We start from the raw sequence: 18071 nt of genomic DNA, 5'->3' as shown, positions 1-18071 counted from the left end.
TCAAGGATACAAGGTAAATATCCAGCGAAATTATCGGCACACTACAGCAAGGCACGACGTGAAGGCTCCCGAACCGCCCGGGGAAAGGGAGCGCCTAAACGGGAAAAAATAAAAAAGGAGAAGATTTTATATATAATATAAGGTAAACTGTTTATGGTATGAATTGGAAATAACTGTTTTGAGAGGAGAAATAGATTGGAAGCGATTGTAGAGCTAAAAAATGTTACAAAAGTAATTAAAAACAGAAAAATTATTGATGATATTAGTTTTCGTGTAAATAGAGGAGAGGTTTTTGGATTTCTTGGACCCAATGGAGCAGGCAAAACAACCACAATCCGCATGATTGTTGGATTGATGAGGATCACATCAGGAGATATTCTAATTGGCGGGACAAGCATAAAAACCGATTTTGAAAAGGCAGTCAGTCATATTGGAGCAATTGTTGAAAATCCTGAAATGTACAAGTTTATGAGTGGATACGATAATTTGGTCCATTATGCAAGGATGTCTAAAGGAATCACAATAGAAAAAATTAATGAAACTGTGGAACTGGTAGGATTAACTGATCGAATTCATGACAAGGTTAAAACTTATTCACTTGGAATGCGTCAAAGACTTGGTCTGGCACAATGTCTTTTGCATGATCCCAAGGTGCTGATTCTTGATGAGCCAACAAATGGATTAGACCCTGCAGGTATTAGGGAGATTCGGGATTATTTGAGGCAGCTGGCAAGAGAAAAAAATATGGCCGTGATAGTTTCTAGTCACTTACTTTCTGAGATGGAAATGATGTGCGATAGAATTGGGATTATCCAAAATGGGAAATTGATCGACGTCCAGTCTGTTCATGATTTTGTACAAGGAACAGAAACTGTGTTTGAGTTTGAGGTTCAGCCTGCTGATGAGGCTATATTACTCATTAATACCAGCTATCCGGAAGCCGCTTCAAAACGGTCGCGTAATGGAATTTCAGCCAGCCTTGAAAAGGAAGATATTCCAACTGTTGTTCAAATGATGGTTGAGGCAGGAATCCAGGTATATGGAATAAAAGAAGTTCCTAAAACTCTGGAAGATCGATTCCTTGAAGTTACCTCGGAGAAGGGAGAAACTGCACATGTTTAATTTAATAAGAAATGAGCTTATGAAAATATTTAAGCGCCCTGGTACCTATGTAATGATTGGGATTTTAGTTCTCATTACTTCCATTGCTGCGGGTTTTATTAAGTATCAGCAGCTTGATAATATTAGTGGCAACGCAAAATGGGAACAGAGATTAAAGGAAGAAACAGCTTCAGCTAAACAGCAAATGGCGATGAGCAAATCGAAGCCAGAGAAAGACTATTTGAAGAGGCAAATAGCAATAAACGAATATCGCTTAGAGCATCGTATTGCACCTGAGGAAAAATACTCCACTTGGGAGTTTGTTTCCGATGCATCTCAAATAATCTCCCTTGCAGGTTTATTTGTCATTATTATTTCAGCAGGTATTGTTGCAAGTGAATTTAATTGGGGAACTATTAAACTATTACTAATTCGGCCAATCAAAAGGAGCAAAATCCTTCTGGCCAAATATTCATCCATATTGCTTTTTGGACTTTTTTTACTTTCTATTCTGTTTATTTATTCTACTGCACTGGGCGCAGTCCTGTTTGGTGTTCCGGATAAAACGGCTCCATACCTAAATTACTACGATGGAAAAGTAACGGAACAAAACATGGTAATCCACCTAATCAAATACTACGGAATGAATTCCATTGGCATGCTAATGCTCTCTACAATGGCATTTATGATTTCGTCTGTTTTCCGAAATAGTTCTCTGGCTATTGGTTTATCTGTATTCTTAATGTTTACAGGAGGTCAGATTACCAATCTTATTGCAATGAAATTTTCATGGGCAAAATACATCCTGTTTGCTAATACAGATCTAATGCAATACTTTGAAGGATCTCCTCTTATTAATGGAATGAGCCTTTCCTTCTCTGTTATTGTACTTACAATTTATTTTCTTGTATTCCAATTCCTTGCTTTTTATATTTTTAACAAAAGAGATGTTGCCGCATAAAAGAAAACCCTCGGAAAAATTCCGGGGGTTATTTGCTTCGCTTTAACTTTTCATAAACAGAGGCGAGAGCCTGCTCAAATTTTCCGGTCTTTTTTGGAGCATAATACAGTTTATGCTTTAATTTGTCCGGAAGGTACTGCTGCTTTACCCAGCCTGATTCGTAGTTATGAGGATAGAGATAATCAATTCCTCTTCCGAGTTCCTTTGCCCCTTTGTAGTGGGCATCCTTCAAATGATCAGGAACTTCACCTATATTACCATTACGAATATCCGATAGGGCAGCATCTATTGCGGAAATGGCTGAATTGGACTTAGGGGATAAACAAAGCTCAATTACGGCATTTGCAAGGGGAATACGAGCTTCCGGAAAACCTACTCTTTCTGCCGTTTCGATTGCCGCCAATGTTCTTGCACCTGCATGTGGATTGGCAAGGCCAATGTCTTCATAGGCAATTACCAAGAGCCTGCGGCTTATGCTCGGTAGGTCACCTGCTTCAATCAGTCTCCCCATATAGTGCAGGGCAGCATCTACATCACTTCCGCGGATTGATTTCTGAAATCCTGATAGAACATCATAGTGGGCATCTCCATCTTTGTCATGCGAAAAGCTTTTCTTTTGAAGGCATTCTTCGGCTGTGCTTAAATCAATATGGATAATTCCGCTTTCATCCTCATCAGTCGAGAGAACGGCAAGTTCAAGGGCATTTAAAGAACTTCGGACATCCCCGTTTCCTGCCGCAGCAAAATGGCTCAATGCATCTTCGGCGATTTGGATCCTCTTTTTTCCAAAACCATTTTCTTCATCTGCAATTGCTCTTAAAAGAGCAATTTTAACTTCTTCAGGTGTTGGGGGCTTTAACTCGAATATCTGGCATCTGCTCCGTATAGCTGGATTAATGGCGTGGTATGGGTTGCTTGTCGTAGCGCCTATCAAAACAATCATTCCATTTTCCAAAAAAGGCAGCAAAAAATCCTGTTTTCCTTTATCCAAACGGTGTACCTCATCAAGAAGTAAAACAACTTTACCTGACATTTTAGCTTCAGCAGCAACGACTTCCATATCTTTTTTATTACTAGTAACAGCATTTAGGGTACGGAAAGCATATTTTGTACTGCCTGCAATCGCACTGGCAATTGAGGTTTTTCCAATTCCGGGAGGACCGTATAATATCATCGACGTAAGCTGCTTGGCTTTTACCATTCTGGCTATAATTTTATCGCTGCCTACCAGGTGCTGCTGTCCAACAATCTCTTCAATTGTCCTGGGACGCATGCGAAAAGCAAGTGGTTTTTGCTGCATCATTTATCTCTCCATTTGGTCAGTAATTACTTTTAACCATACCATTTTTTAAAAAAAAATCCTATGAAATAAGCCCTGAACCTACTTTCCCCCGGTGCAGAAATTTACCTGTCCATGTATTTCCCGGGGGTAATTGTGCTATAATTTCTAAAGCCTATAAAAATACTATGTGTTTTTGGTAAGATTGAAATGGTTTATTCTATCTTAGATCAGAGAGCTGGTTGAAAAATTGGAAAAAAGAAGAGGGCAGGTTGGATACAGATTTTTGGTGTTTTTCATTGGATTGCTGATTATGTCTCTGGGGATTGTATTTTTTATTAAAAGCAATCTAGGAGCTACTCCTTGGGATGTCCTGCATGTAGGGCTTTTTTATCGTCTCGGACTGACTATTGGCACCTGGTCCATAATTATGGGAATCCTAGTTCTGACGGCTGCTGCTCTGATAACCAGAGAAATTCCACATATTGGTGCTTTTTTGAATATGATTCTAATCGGTGTATTTATTGACTTTTATATGGCTCTTCCATTTATGGAAACGCCTGACTCTTTTTATGGTCAGCTGGTGATGTTTGCTGCTGGGATGCTCCTCACTGCTTACGGAATGGGAATTTACATTTCAGCAAGTCTGGGCACTGGTCCACGGGACAGTTTAATGATGGCTCTCAATGCTAAAACAGGCTGGAAAATAAAGAATGTTAAGGCTGGAATTGAAATAATGGTTTTTATTATTGGCTGGAGACTTGGTGGTCCTGTTAACTGGGGTACCATTTTATACTGTCTGGTAATTGGACCTCTGACAGGACTTGCCCTGCCGCAATGTTACAGCTTAATTAGTTTTGTTTTGGCAAAACTGCCTAATAAGAAAAATCTTTTAGTAACAGATGAAAATTCAAAAGGGGATGTGAGTATATGAAAATCTCAACTAAGGGACGGTACGGTTTAACCATCATGATTGAACTTGCGAAAAAGTATGGAGAAGGCCCTATTTCTCTAAAGGCCATTGCCCAGTCCAATGACTTGTCAGAGCATTATTTGGAGCAGCTGATTGCTCCGCTTCGTAATGCAGGGCTCGTAAAAAGCATAAGGGGAGCATATGGAGGATATATCCTCGCTGATCTTCCTTCAAAAATTACATCCGGTGACGTAATCAGGGTTCTTGAAGGCCCAATTACTCCTGTCGAGGGAATAGAAAATGAAGAGCCTGCTAAAAGGGAACTATGGATACGCATTCGCGATGCAATTAAGGATGTCCTTGATAATACAACTCTTGAAGATTTGGCAAACCATAGCAATGATAATGAATCCGATGCTTATATGTTTTATATTTAAGCGGTCTAGGCAGAAAATTATATTCTAATTGAAAGCTATTGAAGTTAATAGGGAAAAATAATTGAAGTACTGAAATGAAATGAAATGAAGGTGAATTACTTGGAACGCATTTATATGGACCATGCCGCAACATCGCCAATGCATCCAAAAGTAATAGAAAAAATGGTTGAGGTAATGAACGCTCAGTTCGGTAATCCCTCAAGCATACACTCCTTTGGGCGGGAAGCCCGCAATATTCTGGATACATCAAGGTTTACTATGGCTAAAAGTATCGGGGCCAAGGAGAACGAGATTATTTTTACAAGCGGTGGTACAGAAGCGGACAATCTCGCTCTTTTTGGAGTTGCAGAAGCTTATCAGGGACAGGGCAAACATATTATTACTACTCAAATTGAGCATCATGCTGTACTGCACGCCTGCCAAAAGCTTGAAAAAGTGGGATATGAGGTAACGTACCTCCCAGTGGACGATACAGGAAGGATTTCGATCGAGGCTTTAAAAGAGGCCCTAAGGGATGATACCATTCTTGTTTCCATTATGTATGGAAACAATGAAGTTGGAACCCTCCAGCCAATAAAGAAAGCAGGGGAGCTTTTAAAAGATCATCAGGCTAAATTCCATACGGATGCAGTGCAAGCATACGGGTTGGAAAAAATAGATGTAAATGAAATCCATATTGACCTTTTATCTGTATCAGCTCATAAAATAAATGGCCCAAAAGGGATAGGGTTTTTATATGCAAGAGAAAATGTGAAATTATCACAGAGATCCTTTGGCGGTGAACAGGAAAGAAAAAGAAGGGCTGGTACTGAAAATACTGCTTCTATTGCGGGATTCAGGGAAGCTGTTTTAATTGTTCAGCAAGAGCAAAATGCTAAAAGGGAATTATATCAGAATTTCAAAAGCATTTTTATGAAGACACTTGAGGACCAGCAGGTTGATTTTGAGATAAACGGAATACTTGAATATTCCCTGCCCCATGTATTAAACTTAAGCTTTCCCGGAACAAATGTTGAAGCCATGCTTGTCAATCTTGATTTGGCAGGAGTGGCGGTTTCAAGCGGATCTGCATGTACTGCAGGATCCATTGAACCTTCACATGTCCTTGTAGCAATGTTTGGCAAAGGCTCGGAACGGCTTGTGAATTCAATCCGATTTAGCTTTGGACTCGGGAATACAAAGGAACAGATACTTAAAGCGGCTGAGGAAACAGCAAGAGCTGTTCAGCGCTTAAGAAAATAAATAGATTCGGACTTTACCGAAAAGCGGGGTGAAAAAATGGAAAAGAAAGAACCTAAAGATACAAGGGTAGTCATCGGAATGTCAGGAGGTGTTGATTCTTCAGTGGCAGCGCTGCTTCTAAAGGAACAGGGCTATGATGTTATCGGCATTTTTATGAAAAACTGGGATGACACCGATGAAAACGGAGTATGTACAGCTACCGAGGATTACAATGATGTCATTCGTGTTTGTAACCAAATAGGAATCCCATACTATGCGGTGAATTTTGAAAAACAATATTGGGACAAGGTATTCACCTATTTTCTTGAAGAATATAAAGCAGGGAGAACACCAAATCCTGACGTAATGTGCAATAAAGAAATTAAGTTCAAAGCTTTCCTTGAGCATGCAATGAATCTGGGAGCAGATTATCTTGCGACAGGCCATTATGCTCAGGTGGAATTCCGGGATGGAGAATATAAAATGCTTCGTGCCCTTGATGAAAATAAGGATCAAACCTATTTTCTCAATCAGCTTTCCCAGGATCAGATTAGCAAGGTGATGTTTCCGATAGGGAACCTCGAAAAGCCACGAGTAAGGGAACTTGCAAAGGAAGCAGGACTTGCAACTGCAACGAAGAAGGACAGCACAGGAATTTGTTTTATCGGCGAAAGGAATTTTAAAGAGTTTCTTGGCCAATACCTTCCGGCCCAGCCAGGTAATATGGAAACACTGGATGGGAAGGTAATGGGAAGGCATGACGGCCTGATGTACTATACTATCGGACAGCGGCACGGATTGGGTATCGGCGGTTCCGGAGATCCCTGGTTTGCCATTGGCAAGGATCTTGAACGGAATGTTCTTTATGTCGGCCAAGGCTTCCATAATGAAAACCTTTATTCAGACTCTATCAATGCAGTAAAATTAAGCTGGGTATCAGACCGTGACAAGCCAGAAACATTTGACTGCACAGCAAAATTCCGTTACCGTCAGGAAGACCATAAGGTAACAGTTAAAATCCTTGATGGCGATAGAGCGGAGGTTATTTTTGCTGAGCCAATTAGGGCTGTTACTCCGGGACAAGCAGTCGTTTTTTATAACGGCGACGAATGCCTGGGTGGCGGCACCATTGATGAGGTATTCAAAAATAGCGAACGCCTGACTTATGTCGGCTAAATAGTTTTAACCCCGGCTTCCAGAAAAAGCCGGGGTTTTTTTGTTTAGGAAATTATATATTTTTACCTTGTGGATAACGCCGAACTAGGTTATCGTAATCTAGCTCCACAAGGAAAGCTTCGTCAGCTACACCTCGCACGAAGATAAAGTTTTAGCTTTTTCGAGGAGCGCCCAGCCAGTTTTCCGCGAGAATATGCTTCTTTGAATATCTTGTGAGGAGCATGACCGATAGGTGATGATTCGAACAGCTCGGGGTCATAAGCCAAATCACTTCAGAAATCAGGATAAGAAACGCTTCGGAAGCAACCGCATCGCACGAAGGAAAAGCTTTAAGCTTTTCCGAGGATGACTACGTGATTCGTCTTATGCCTGTTGGAGGCCCACAGGACAAGGAAAACTTCGGAAGCATCCGCATCGCACGAAGGAAAAGCTTTAGCTTTTCCGAGGATGTGGGTCAGGAAGGCGTTGCCACAGGATGTGGCGAATTTAGCCTTTCATCATCTGAACAGGGCGCTTGCGCCTTTTGTTCGGCGACCTGGCAGAGCTTGTTTTTTATCAAATTTGGAGGTAAAAGGAGTCCAGCCCTCTTTATATACCCAAATTCACCTTCGGCAGTAAAGGGGGCACACCCCAAATATCTCTGGAGGCAAAAGTGGCCAAAAAAACCCATATTAACTCATCCCAATGAATCTTAGGCTCCCACAAGGGTATCTAATAAGTGTAAAGTTTACTAGTTGCAAAACTTTATCATCCCGCCTATACAGGAGGTTTCTTTGCCATACGGTCGCTAACGCATTTCAGCAAGAATATGCTATACTTTCTTCTAGAAAAGGAAGTGTTACTGTGGATAAAAACCAATTAGGTATTCAATATATGCAAGATGGAAAATGGGAAGAAGCAGCGAAGGCCTTCAATGAAGCTATTGAAGAAGATCCAATTAATCCAGTGGGATATATTAATTTTGGTAATGTCCTGACTGCGGTTGGTGAAGAAGATAAAGCTTTAAAATTTTATCAAAAAGCAATTGAGCTTGACGAAAATGCAGCAGCAGCCTATTATAGCACCGGAAATCTATATTTTAACCAGGAACGTTACCAGGAAGCTTCGAAGATGTTTCAAACAGCCATGGAAAAAGGGCTTCAGACGGCAGATAACTTTTTTATGCTCGGATTGTCGCTGATTCAGCTTGACCAGTATCGGCTGGCTCTTCCGTTTATACAGAGAAGTGTCGAATTGGAACCGTCTGATGCTGAGGCTCATTTTCAATATGGAATGTGTCTTGCCCGGCTTGAGCTTCTTGATGACGCTAAAGAACAATTTGAGGAATGCATAATACTAGATCCAGATCACTCGGATGCCTTTTATAATTTAGGTGTTGCTTTTGGACTTAAGGATGAAACAGAAAAGGCAATGGAAATGTTTAATAAAGCACTGGAAATTCAGCCAGACCACGTACTTGCAGCTTATGCAAAAAAAGTATTTGAGCAAGGCGCGGAATAATATCGATTATACATAAAGAAGGGAGGGGAGCAGATGGACAAGCAGGATTCCCTGGACTTGTTTGGCGAGCAGAGATGTTATGTGAAAGGCAGGCACTTGGTTACCATTTTTCATAATGAACAAAACCTCTATACTGTTATGAGAATTCGCGTAGATGAAACAAATCAAAACTATGAGGATAAAGAGGCAGTTATTACAGGCTATTTTCCAAAGATACATGAGCAGGAAACCTACGTTTTCTACGGTGAATTTAAAGAGCATCCACGATTTGGCCTCCAGTTTCACGCCAGTCACTACCAGAAAGAAATGCCGCAGACAAAGCAAGGAGTTATCGCTTATTTATCAGGCGAGCTGTTTAAAGGCATAGGAAAAAAAACAGCCGAAAACATTGTTGAGGCACTTGGAGAGGGAGCTATCTCAAAGATATTAAACCAGCCGTCCCTGCTTGATTCGGTACCTAAGCTGCCCCCTGACAAAGCAAAATTATTATACGATACTCTAATGGAGCATCAAGGCCTGGAACAGGTAATGGTAGCCTTAAATTCTTTTGGATTTGGCCCGCAGCTTGCCATGAGGATTTATCAGGTTTATAAAGAGGAAACGATTGACGTTATCCGAAAAAACCCATACCAGCTTGTTGAAACGATTGAAGGCATAGGATTTGGAAGGGCCGATGAGCTCGGGTATCAGCTTGGCATAACTGGCAGCCATCCGGACCGCATTAAGGCCGCCTGTTTATATACACTTGAGGCTGAAAGTCTGCAGTCCGGCCATGTTTACGTTCATGCAAAAGATATCCTGGAGAAAGTAAAATCTCTCCTAGAGGAAAATAAACGTGATGAAATTGATTTCATTGAGATTTCAAATCAAATTATTAGCCTCGAAGAAGAAGGAAAAATAATAGTGGAGGATAAACGAATTTATCTTCCTTCTCTTTATTTTTCGGAAAAAGGGCTGGTAACGAACATAAAGAGAATTCTCCAGCAAACAGAATATGCTGAGCAATTCCCGGAATCTGAGTTTCTTCTTGCCCTGGGCGAGCTGGAGGACAGGCTTGGAGTTCAATATGCACAAAGCCAAAGAGAAGCGATTCAGAAGGCCCTTATGTCACCTATGCTCATTTTGACTGGTGGACCTGGAACAGGAAAAACAACAGTTATTAAGGGAATAGTTGAGTTATATGGTGAGCTTCATGGCTGTTCGCTTGATCCAAAGGATTATCAGAAAAAAGATGAATTCTTCCCTTTCCTTCTTGCTGCCCCAACCGGAAGAGCTGCTAAAAGGATGAGTGAATCAACAGGTCTTCCAGCGGTAACCATTCACAGACTGCTTGGGTTTAATGGGACAGAAGGATTTGACCATGGCGAGGCAAGCCCTCTTGATGGGAAAATACTTATTGTTGATGAAACATCCATGGTGGATATATGGCTGGCCAATCAGCTTTTTAAAGCCCTTCCGGAGCATATTCAGGTTATCATGGTTGGGGATGAAGACCAGTTGCCATCGGTTGGTCCTGGCCAGGTTTTGAAGGACCTTTTGCAGTCGGAACGGGTGCCCACAGTGCGTCTGACTGATATTTACCGGCAAGCGGAAGGTTCTTCTATTATTCAAATGGCCCATGCTATAAAAAAAGGTCAGCTGCCAGATGACTTTTCTAAACAAAGCAAGGATAGATCATTCATTAAATGCTCAGCTGGACAAATTGCACAGGTGGTCGAAAAGGTTGCCCTTAATGCAAAAAATAAGGGGTATACCGCTAAGGATATCCAGGTGCTTGCACCAATGTATAAAGGGCCAGCAGGAATTGATCGGCTTAATCTTCTCCTGCAGGAAATTTTTAATCCGAACCCCGAGGGAACACGTAAGGAATTAGCCTTCGGAGATGTAAAATATAGGATAGGAGACAAGGTTCTTCAGCTTGTAAACCAGCCGGATAGTAATGTTTTCAACGGAGACATTGGGGAAATCGTATCCATATTCTACGCAAAAGAAAATACGGAAAAACAGGATATGGTCATCATTTCTTTTGAGGGAATTGAGGTAACATATACCCGTACTGATTTAAACCAGATTACTCACGCTTATTGCTGTTCCGTCCATAAATCACAGGGAAGTGAATTCCCTATTGTCATTTTACCTGTAACCAGAAGTTATTACCGAATGTTAAGACGGAATTTAATTTATACAGCTATTACAAGAAGCAAGCAATTTCTCATACTGTGCGGAGAAGAAGAAGCACTTAAGATGGGTGTAGAACGGGCAGATGAACAAAACAGACAAACAACCCTGTGTGCCAAGCTTCAGGACTCCATAGAGAATGCGGGAGTCTCTCTTCAAAAGATGGAAGAAGAAGAGACTGATTCAGACATTCCATACGCAGAAATGCTAATGAATGCTGATCCAATGATTGGGATGGAAAACGTCACACCATATGATTTTATGTAATCAATTAAGCCGTCAACTGACGGCTTTTTCTTTATTAAAAGGGTTTTTAAGGAGTTTATAGAAATAATCATTAATACACCCAGGGAGGTACTTATGAATAATCAATTAAATGGGGAATGGAAACAAGATAGGATTGGTGCAGCCCACCGTGATGAAAATCCAATGGTTTTAGCAAAAACAAGAAGTGGCTTTGCCGTTTTAGGCGATACTCAATTTATGCCTGGTTATTGTGTCCTGCTGCCATATAAGAATGTAAATGCCTTGAATGAGCTGGATTTTAAAGAAAGAAGTGAATACCTGCTTGATATGAGCCTTATTGGAGATGCCATTCAGGAGGTATGTAGCCCAAGAAGGATCAATTATTCCATTTATGGGAATTCAGATGCATTTTTGCACGCCCACATATTCCCGCGTTATGAATGGGAACCGGAGGAGAGAAGAAATCTGCCGGTATGGCAGTATCCGAAAGAAATGTGGTCCGAAGAGAAATATCAATATGTTTTTGAAAAACACGGAGAAATGAAGGCTAAAATAGCTAAAAAGCTACATGAATACATAAACAAAGCTTATTAGCAGGATGGAAAACGTTTCACATTATGTTTCGGGCAAAAATAGCGGAAACTATGAGTGTTCGGAAAGGCGGGGAATTCTTTGCGGACATTCACATTCATAAAGGATATGCCTGTTTTTGAAAAAGCAAGCGGGACAATCGTTGGGAATGTTTGTGATATTAGCATTTCTGCTAGTGGTATAGTAACTGGGCTTTTAGTCAAGAAAAACAAACTGTTTCATCCTCTTTTCTTTCTTGATATAACTGATTCACATTGTTCAGAGGATGGAATTTTGATTGAAAATATAAACAGTCTGAAGAAACCCTTAGAACCGTCGGCAAATACTTTTTTGCACCAAAATTCACTAACAGGAAAATGGATTAAGAACCAAAAAGGTGAGACGGTAGGATTATTAAAGGACGTATACTTTTTGGAAGAAATGGGCACAATCGTAGGGTATGAATATACGGATGGATTCTTTTCCGAACTGTCGGAAGGAACCCGAATACTGCAATCCGTTATCCCGCCGGCGATTGGAAAGGACGCCATTATCGTCGACGCAAATCCGATGTGAGGTGTCTTTTCATGTTAAAGTGTCCCAACTGCCAGAGTAAGGATATAGGAAAAATTGGCATTAACCAGTATTATTGCTGGAACTGTTTTATTGAGCTGTCTTTATCTAAAGGGGTAATAAATACCCATCAGGTTGAGGAAGACGGAACTTTGAGCTCCCTTGATGATTTGTTTGAAGAAGATGAACGCCGTTACACAATGTAAGGTTTAGTTCTTTTATAAGAGGACAATTCATGAAGAGGTGAAACAGAATGAATAAAGTAATAACCACAGTTATTGCATTTGGAGCAGGCATGGCCGCTTATAACTATGCTCAAAAAAACGACATGATGTCTGGTCGTAAAGTGAAAAAAATGCAAAGAAAAATAAGCCGAGCTCTATTTTAAATCTAAATGCTGCCTCTAAATTGGGGCAGCTTATTTATTGGTGTTTGGGCTTTGAATAATTCAGCCAGTTAACTCCAAAAATAAAGCTAAAGGGGGCATTTACTTTTGGATATTCGAATGAAGTGGTATTACCGAATAGGTTTTTTGCTATTGCTGCTGGCAGCAGTATATCTTATTTTAAAAATCCGTTTTGTTTGGATGCCAGTCCTAAAAATTGTATTGCTTGTCCTTTTGCCCTTTATTATCTCAGCTTTTATAACCTATTTACTGCATCCTGTAGTGGAGAAGCTTCATAAAAAAGGACTTCACAGGGGGATGGCCATTTTTTTAATTTATTTCGCTTTTTTTGGAAGTGCCGGTTTTATTTTATATAAAGGAATCCCAGTCTTTATTAATCAATTGAGAGAGCTATCTGAAAGTGCACCAGTACTTGCAGGGCAATACCGGGAATGGATCCATTCCATCCAATCCCACACTGCTGCATGGCCGGATGGACTACAGGGGAAAATGAATGATGGTATTGATGCTTTCGAAAAAAAACTTGATAGTTTATTGGCTATTGCTATCAGCATTTTAGTCAGTTTCTTTAACTCGGTTTTAGTATTTGCTCTTATACCTTTCATAGCTTTTTATATGCTGAAGGATTTTGATGTGATAAAAAAAGCAATTTGGTACCTCACACCTAAAAAATGGAGGGAGCAAGGTAACCTTTTTTTAAAGGATGTCGATGAATCACTTGGTAATTATATAAGAGGCCAATTCCTCGTTTGCACTATAATAGGAGGGATATCGGCTTTTCTTTTTTGGATTTTTCATTTGAAGTATCCTCTTTTGCTGGGTTCAATTATAGGAGTGACAAATGTAATTCCATACTTTGGCCCAATTATTGGTGCAGTTCCGGCTGTTATTATTGCCGCAACGATTTCAACCAAACTTGTGATTACTACGCTGGTGATTGTTTTCGGGCTTCAATTTCTTGAAGGTAATGTGCTATCACCATTTATTGTAGGGAGAAGCCTGCATATGCATCCCCTTTTAATAATGTTTGCCCTTACCGCAGGCGGAGAAATCGGCGGTATTTTGGGACTCCTCTTAGCTGTTCCTGCACTTGTAGTTCTCAAGGTTGGAATTATTCATGCAAAAAATCATTTTATGCACAGGAAAAACAAACAGCCAACAACTTAATGAAGCAGTCTTTAAGATTTTAAAAAAGAGGGTCGGTTATTGGTTTTGATTTTCTTGGCGCCCTGCTCTGTCTGAATAAGCCAGGATTTCCTATCAAGCTTAAGCTTTTTACTGTATTTTGTCATGATCATTCCAGCGATATTGACAAATGGAGAGGGTCTGGCTAAAATCTCTATATAAGATAAATCTGAAAATGTAGATGGATCGAGTATGTTATAGTCCGCCTGAACGTATATTTCGTGAAAGAGAGGAGTTTCCTAGGCTGAAAGAGACTCCAGGCGAAGGATGACAGAAAGCTAATCCGGAGTGCAGCTAATCACTGCCGTTCGGCCGCGTTAAGGCTTAGTTGAGAGGTGGATGTATTTTTATTGCATCCATAATCAGGGTGGTACCGCGAGCATGCTCTCGTCCCTGTCTGGGATGAGGGCTTTTTTGTGTTTATTTTAAGAAAAGCGAAGGCTCCCCCTTCAAAGGCTAATCTAATTTTTAAAAAATAAGGCTGTATTAAACTGTCCCGCGGAAGAAAACGCCGAGAGCGGTAACTTACAGGTAAGTTTTACAGCGACAAAAATAAAAGGAGGAACAAACAATGAAAGAATTAACTGGTTCACAAATACGCAGGATGTTTTTGGACTTTTTTCAAGAAAAAGGGCATGCTGTTGAGCCAAGTGCATCTCTAGTTCCACATGATGATCCAACTTTATTGTGGATTAACAGTGGTGTTGCAACTTTAAAGAAATATTTTGACGGCCGGGTAATCCCTGAAAACCCTCGGATTACTAATGCTCAAAAATCAATCCGTACAAATGATATCGAAAACGTAGGAAAAACAGCACGCCATCATACATTTTTTGAAATGCTTGGGAACTTCTCAATCGGTGATTATTTCAAGGATGAGGCGATCATTTGGGCGTGGGAGTTTTTAACTGACCCTAAATGGATTGGTTTTGAAAAGGAACGATTATCAGTTACCATTCACCCGGAGGATCAGGAAGCTTTTGATATTTGGAGTAAAAAAATTGGCATACCGGAAGAAAGAATTATTCGTCTTGAAGGGAATTTTTGGGATATTGGAGAAGGCCCAAGCGGTCCAAATTCAGAGATATTCTATGACCGGGGATCAGAATATGGGAATGATGAAAACGATCCAGAATTATATCCAGGCGGGGAAAATGATCGGTATCTAGAGGTTTGGAATCTTGTATTTTCTCAATTCAACCATAATCCTGATGGTACTTACACATTACTTCCAAAAAGAAATATAGATACAGGAATGGGTCTCGAAAGAATGGCTTCTGTTGTTCAAAACGTTCCCACAAACTTTGAAACTGACCTGTTTATGCCGATTATCCGGGCTACTGAAGAAATTTCAGGTGTTAAGTATGGGGAAAGTAAAGAATCGGATGAGGCTTTTAAAGTTATTGCAGACCATATCAGAACAGTGGCTTTTGCTGTGGGAGATGGGGCACTTCCTTCAAATGAGGGCCGCGGCTATGTCCTTCGCCGATTACTCCGCCGTGCTGTAAGATATGCAAAAAAAATCAATATTAACCGACCATTTATGTTCGAACTTGTTCCTGTTGTTGGGGAAATCATGCACGATTTCTATTCGGAGGTTAAGGATAAAACTGAATTTATCCAGAAGGTAATAAAAAACGAGGAAGAGCGATTCCATGAAACTCTTCATGAAGGGCTTGCTATTTTAGAAACTGTTATCAAAAAGGAAAAAGACAAAGGGTCAGAAACAATCGCTGGGGAAGATGTATTCCGTTTATATGATACTTATGGCTTCCCGGTTGAACTTACGGAGGAATATGCTGAAGAAGAAGGTATGAAGGTAGACCACAAAGGATTTGAAGCAGAGATGGAGCTTCAGCGGGAGCGTGCTCGTGCAGCCCGTCAGGATGTAGATTCCATGCAGGTTCAGGGCGGTGTACTTGGCGAGTTGAAAATAGAAAGCAAATTTGTAGGCTACGGACAGCTTCAAACTGATTCTGTTATTGCTGCCCTTGTGATGGATGGCCAGTTAGTTGAGGAAGCCGGAACAGGCGAAGAGATTCAGTTTATTTTGGACGAGACTCCTTTCTATGCAGAAAGTGGAGGCCAGATTGCAGACCGTGGAACACTCGTGGGTAATGGAATAAAGGTTTTTGTTAAGGATGTTCAAAAAGCACCAAACGGACAAAACCTTCATCGTGCAATCGTCGAGGAAGGAACTTTAAAAACCGGACAACGTGTAACAGCAACTGTTGATCAGGAAAACCGTAACAAAATTATTAAAAACCACACTGCCACACACTTGCTTCACCAGGCCTTAAAGGACGTTTTAGGAACACATGTTAATCAGGCAGGTTCTCTTGTAGAACCAGACAGATTGCGTTTTGACTTTTCTCATTTCGGCCAGGTAAAACCGGAAGAGCTTGAAATAGTGGAGAAGATTGTAAATGAGAAAATCTGGAGAAATATAGAGGTAAACATTAACTTAATGCCGATTGCTGAAGCCAAGCAAATGGGTGCCATGGCTCTGTTTGGAGAAAAATATGGTGACATTGTCCGTGTTGTTAAAGTTGGCGATTACAGCCTTGAACTGTGTGGTGGCTGCCATGTTCCAAATACATCAGTGATCGGGCTGTTTAAAATTGTTTCTGAAGCTGGTATCGGTGCTGGAACACGCCGAATTGAAGCCGTTACTGGTGAGGGTGCATATACTCTGTTAAATGATCAAGTAGGTTTGCTGAAAGAAGCAGCTGAAAAAATGAAAACCAATATTAAAGAGGTTCCAAACCGTCTTGACAGCTTATTAGCTGAAATGAAACAACTGCAGAGGGAAAATGAATCTTTATCCTCAAAACTAGGTAATATTGAAGCAAGAAGCCTTGTATCCAATGCACAGGAGATAAACGGAGTAACCGTTCTTTCTGCAAAAGTAAATGCAGGAGATATGAACAATCTGCGTAATATGGCAGATGATATAAAGCAAAAATTAGGCTCAGCTGTTATTGTTTTAGGAAGTGTAGATGATGGGAAAGTTAATATTATTGCAGGTGTAACAAAGGACCTAATCGAAAAGGGGTTCCACGCAGGAAAGCTTGTTAAAGAGGTTGCTTCCAGATGCGGCGGCGGCGGCGGCGGCCGTCCTGATATGGCCCAGGCTGGCGGAAAAGATCCTGAAAAACTTGAGGGTGCTCTCCAATTTGTCTATGAGTGGGTAAAATCGGTTTGATATTAAAATAAAGTAGTGTAGAATAAGAGTAATTGAAACGGTTTCAAAAGATTGCGAGGTGCATGCAATGAGCTCATTTGACAAGACGATGAGATTTAATTTTCCGGAAGAGCCTTTTGAACATGATATAAACGAAGTATTATTTCAGGTGTATGAGGCCCTCCAGGAGAAGGGATATAATCCCATCAATCAAATTGTGGGTTATCTTTTATCCGGAGACCCTGCATACATCCCGCGCCACCGGGATGCCAGAAATATCATCCGCAAGCTGGAACGTGATGAGATTATTGAGGAACTGGTAAAATCATATCTAAAACAGCGGCGAGAGGGATAGAATGCGGATTATAGGTTTGGATGTTGGCTCCAAAACAGTTGGAGTTGCCTTGAGCGATGAGCTTGGATGGACGGCCCAAGGCCTTAAAACTCTTAAAATTGATGAAGAAAAAAATGAGTTTGGTTTTGATGAATTAGGTAAAATAATAAAAGAGTATCAGGTTAGCAAAGCTGTGATCGGTTTGCCTAAAAATATGAATGGTACAATCGGGCCGCGCGGAGAAGCAAGTCAAAGGTTTGCTGCTGAAATGGAAGAACGTTTTTCTATTCCTGCCGTGCTTTGGGACGAGCGCCTCACAACTATGCAGGCTGAAAGGGTTCTTCTTGAAGCGGATGTAAGCAGAAAGAAAAGAAAAAAGGTCATTGATAAAATGGCAGCTATGATGATTTTACAAAACTATCTGGATAGCAAAAATTAATGAGGTGACAGTATGAATCACGGAGAAAACAATATTACTGTAGTAGATGAAAACGGTAATGAACAATTATGCGAGGTACTTTTTACATTTGATTCAGAAGAATTTGGCAAGTCATATGTTCTCTATTATCCACTTGGTGCTGATGAGGATGACGACGAAGAAATTGAAATCCATGCTTCTGCTTTCACTCCAACTGAAGATGGACAAGACGGCGAGTTAATGCCGATTGAAACGGATGAAGAGTGGGACATGATCGAAGAAATGCTGAACACCTTCCTTGAAGAACAGGAAGACGGAGAATAATATATTTACCTGCCCGGCCTTACACAGGCTGGGCTTTTTAATGTTTAGGAAGGTCCTTAGCTGCT

At 40.7% G+C, this 18071-nt stretch carries 18 protein-coding genes; 17 read left to right on the top strand and 1 reads right to left on the bottom strand.

Annotation, left to right across the window (positions count from 1 at the left end):
• The first annotated feature begins 195 nt into the window (after positions 1 to 195).
• Positions 196 to 1122 carry an ABC transporter ATP-binding protein gene (locus G8761_RS07380; RefSeq protein WP_166025161.1) on the top strand — a complete coding sequence of 309 codons (927 nt, stop codon included), beginning with the start codon at positions 196 to 198 and terminating at the stop codon, positions 1120 to 1122.
• Positions 1115 to 2062, top strand: a complete 948-nt coding sequence (locus tag G8761_RS07375) for an ABC transporter permease (RefSeq protein ID WP_166025159.1) — start codon at positions 1115 to 1117, stop codon at positions 2060 to 2062. Before G8761_RS07380 ends, G8761_RS07375 begins: the two co-directional genes overlap by 8 nt.
• Before the next feature lie 28 nt (positions 2063 to 2090).
• On the opposite strand, the gene G8761_RS07370 is transcribed toward G8761_RS07375, so the two are convergent.
• Positions 2091 to 3362 (bottom strand): replication-associated recombination protein A, encoded by a 1272-nt coding sequence (locus G8761_RS07370; protein WP_166025524.1) that lies wholly within the window; start codon positions 3360 to 3362, stop codon positions 2091 to 2093.
• A gap of 229 nt (positions 3363 to 3591) precedes the next feature.
• Here G8761_RS07370 and G8761_RS07365 point away from each other — a divergent pair, with 229 nt between their 5' ends.
• The 15 genes from G8761_RS07365 (at position 3592) to G8761_RS07295 (ending at position 18006) form a co-directional block, all read left to right on the top strand.
• Positions 3592 to 4275 (top strand): YczE/YyaS/YitT family protein, encoded by a 684-nt coding sequence (locus G8761_RS07365; protein ID WP_275940687.1) that lies wholly within the window; start codon positions 3592 to 3594, stop codon positions 4273 to 4275.
• Complete coding sequence (cymR, locus tag G8761_RS07360; protein ID WP_166025157.1) at positions 4272 to 4691, top strand: cysteine metabolism transcriptional regulator CymR; 420 nt, start codon at positions 4272 to 4274, stop codon at positions 4689 to 4691. The genes G8761_RS07365 and cymR overlap by 4 nt, the downstream gene beginning before the upstream one ends.
• Positions 4692 to 4790: 99 nt before the next feature.
• Positions 4791 to 5933: a cysteine desulfurase family protein gene (locus G8761_RS07355; RefSeq protein WP_166025155.1), complete on the top strand. Its 1143-nt coding sequence runs from the start codon at positions 4791 to 4793 to the stop codon at positions 5931 to 5933.
• A gap of 36 nt (positions 5934 to 5969) precedes the next feature.
• A complete protein-coding gene (gene mnmA, locus G8761_RS07350) occupies positions 5970 to 7088 on the top strand; it encodes a tRNA 2-thiouridine(34) synthase MnmA (protein ID WP_166025154.1) in 1119 nt (372 codons plus the stop codon).
• Between the two features lie 843 nt (positions 7089 to 7931).
• Entirely contained in the window at positions 7932 to 8588 is a 657-nt protein-coding gene (locus tag G8761_RS07345) for a tetratricopeptide repeat protein (protein ID WP_166025151.1), read from the top strand.
• Between the two features lie 33 nt (positions 8589 to 8621).
• The gene (recD2, locus tag G8761_RS07340; protein WP_166025149.1) at positions 8622 to 11033 is read left to right on the top strand and encodes an SF1B family DNA helicase RecD2; all 2412 of its coding nucleotides are present in this window, start codon (positions 8622 to 8624) and stop codon (positions 11031 to 11033) included.
• A 93-nt stretch (positions 11034 to 11126) separates the two neighbouring features.
• Positions 11127 to 11606 carry an HIT family protein gene (locus G8761_RS07335; protein ID WP_166025147.1) on the top strand — a complete coding sequence of 160 codons (480 nt, stop codon included), beginning with the start codon at positions 11127 to 11129 and terminating at the stop codon, positions 11604 to 11606.
• Positions 11607 to 11684: 78 nt separating this feature from the next.
• Positions 11685 to 12158, top strand: a complete 474-nt coding sequence (locus tag G8761_RS07330; protein ID WP_166025145.1) for a PRC-barrel domain-containing protein — start codon at positions 11685 to 11687, stop codon at positions 12156 to 12158.
• Positions 12159 to 12169: 11 nt separating this feature from the next.
• Positions 12170 to 12361, top strand: a complete 192-nt coding sequence (locus G8761_RS07325; RefSeq protein ID WP_027319948.1) for a hypothetical protein — start codon at positions 12170 to 12172, stop codon at positions 12359 to 12361.
• Positions 12362 to 12408: 47 nt separating this feature from the next.
• A complete protein-coding gene (locus tag G8761_RS07320) occupies positions 12409 to 12543 on the top strand; it encodes a YrzQ family protein (RefSeq protein ID WP_166025143.1) in 135 nt (44 codons plus the stop codon).
• 105 nt (positions 12544 to 12648) lie between these two features.
• Positions 12649 to 13728: an AI-2E family transporter gene (locus tag G8761_RS07315; protein WP_166025141.1), complete on the top strand. Its 1080-nt coding sequence runs from the start codon at positions 12649 to 12651 to the stop codon at positions 13726 to 13728.
• A 589-nt stretch (positions 13729 to 14317) separates the two neighbouring features.
• The gene (gene alaS, locus G8761_RS07310) at positions 14318 to 16951 is read left to right on the top strand and encodes an alanine--tRNA ligase (protein ID WP_166025139.1); all 2634 of its coding nucleotides are present in this window, start codon (positions 14318 to 14320) and stop codon (positions 16949 to 16951) included.
• 67 nt (positions 16952 to 17018) lie between these two features.
• Positions 17019 to 17285, top strand: coding sequence for an IreB family regulatory phosphoprotein (locus G8761_RS07305; protein WP_027319951.1), 267 nt, complete (start codon positions 17019 to 17021; stop codon positions 17283 to 17285).
• Between the two features lies 1 nt (position 17286).
• Positions 17287 to 17703, top strand: a complete 417-nt coding sequence (ruvX, locus tag G8761_RS07300) for a Holliday junction resolvase RuvX (RefSeq protein WP_166025137.1) — start codon at positions 17287 to 17289, stop codon at positions 17701 to 17703.
• 12 nt (positions 17704 to 17715) lie between these two features.
• The gene (locus tag G8761_RS07295; protein ID WP_027319953.1) at positions 17716 to 18006 is read left to right on the top strand and encodes a DUF1292 domain-containing protein; all 291 of its coding nucleotides are present in this window, start codon (positions 17716 to 17718) and stop codon (positions 18004 to 18006) included.
• Positions 18007 to 18071: the final 65 nt, after the last annotated feature.

The sequence above is a fragment of the Neobacillus terrae genome (assembly GCF_011393025.1).
Lineage (GTDB): Bacteria > Bacillota > Bacilli > Bacillales > Cytobacillaceae > Neobacillus_A > Neobacillus_A terrae.
Note: the sequence above shows the minus strand (reverse complement) of the source record. Positions and strands in the feature narration are given on the sequence as shown.

Bases quoted from the DNA above. Each gene is read 5' to 3' on its own strand.
- G8761_RS07375 (WP_166025159.1), top strand. From the start codon at position 1,115: ATGTTTAATTTAATAAGAAATGAGCTTATGAAAATATTTAAGCGCCCT.
- G8761_RS07370 (WP_166025524.1), bottom strand. From the start codon at position 3,362: ATGCAGCAAAAACCACTTGCTTTTCGCATGCGTCCCAGGACAATTGAA.
- cymR (WP_166025157.1), top strand. From the start codon at position 4,272: ATGAAAATCTCAACTAAGGGACGGTACGGTTTAACCATCATGATTGAA.
- mnmA (WP_166025154.1), top strand. From the start codon at position 5,970: ATGGAAAAGAAAGAACCTAAAGATACAAGGGTAGTCATCGGAATGTCA.
- recD2 (WP_166025149.1), top strand. From the start codon at position 8,622: ATGGACAAGCAGGATTCCCTGGACTTGTTTGGCGAGCAGAGATGTTAT.
- G8761_RS07335 (WP_166025147.1), top strand. From the start codon at position 11,127: ATGAATAATCAATTAAATGGGGAATGGAAACAAGATAGGATTGGTGCA.
- G8761_RS07325 (WP_027319948.1), top strand. From the start codon at position 12,170: ATGTTAAAGTGTCCCAACTGCCAGAGTAAGGATATAGGAAAAATTGGC.
- G8761_RS07320 (WP_166025143.1), top strand. From the start codon at position 12,409: ATGAATAAAGTAATAACCACAGTTATTGCATTTGGAGCAGGCATGGCC.
- alaS (WP_166025139.1), top strand. From the start codon at position 14,318: ATGAAAGAATTAACTGGTTCACAAATACGCAGGATGTTTTTGGACTTT.
- G8761_RS07305 (WP_027319951.1), top strand. From the start codon at position 17,019: ATGAGCTCATTTGACAAGACGATGAGATTTAATTTTCCGGAAGAGCCT.
- ruvX (WP_166025137.1), top strand. From the start codon at position 17,287: ATGCGGATTATAGGTTTGGATGTTGGCTCCAAAACAGTTGGAGTTGCC.
- G8761_RS07295 (WP_027319953.1), top strand. From the start codon at position 17,716: ATGAATCACGGAGAAAACAATATTACTGTAGTAGATGAAAACGGTAAT.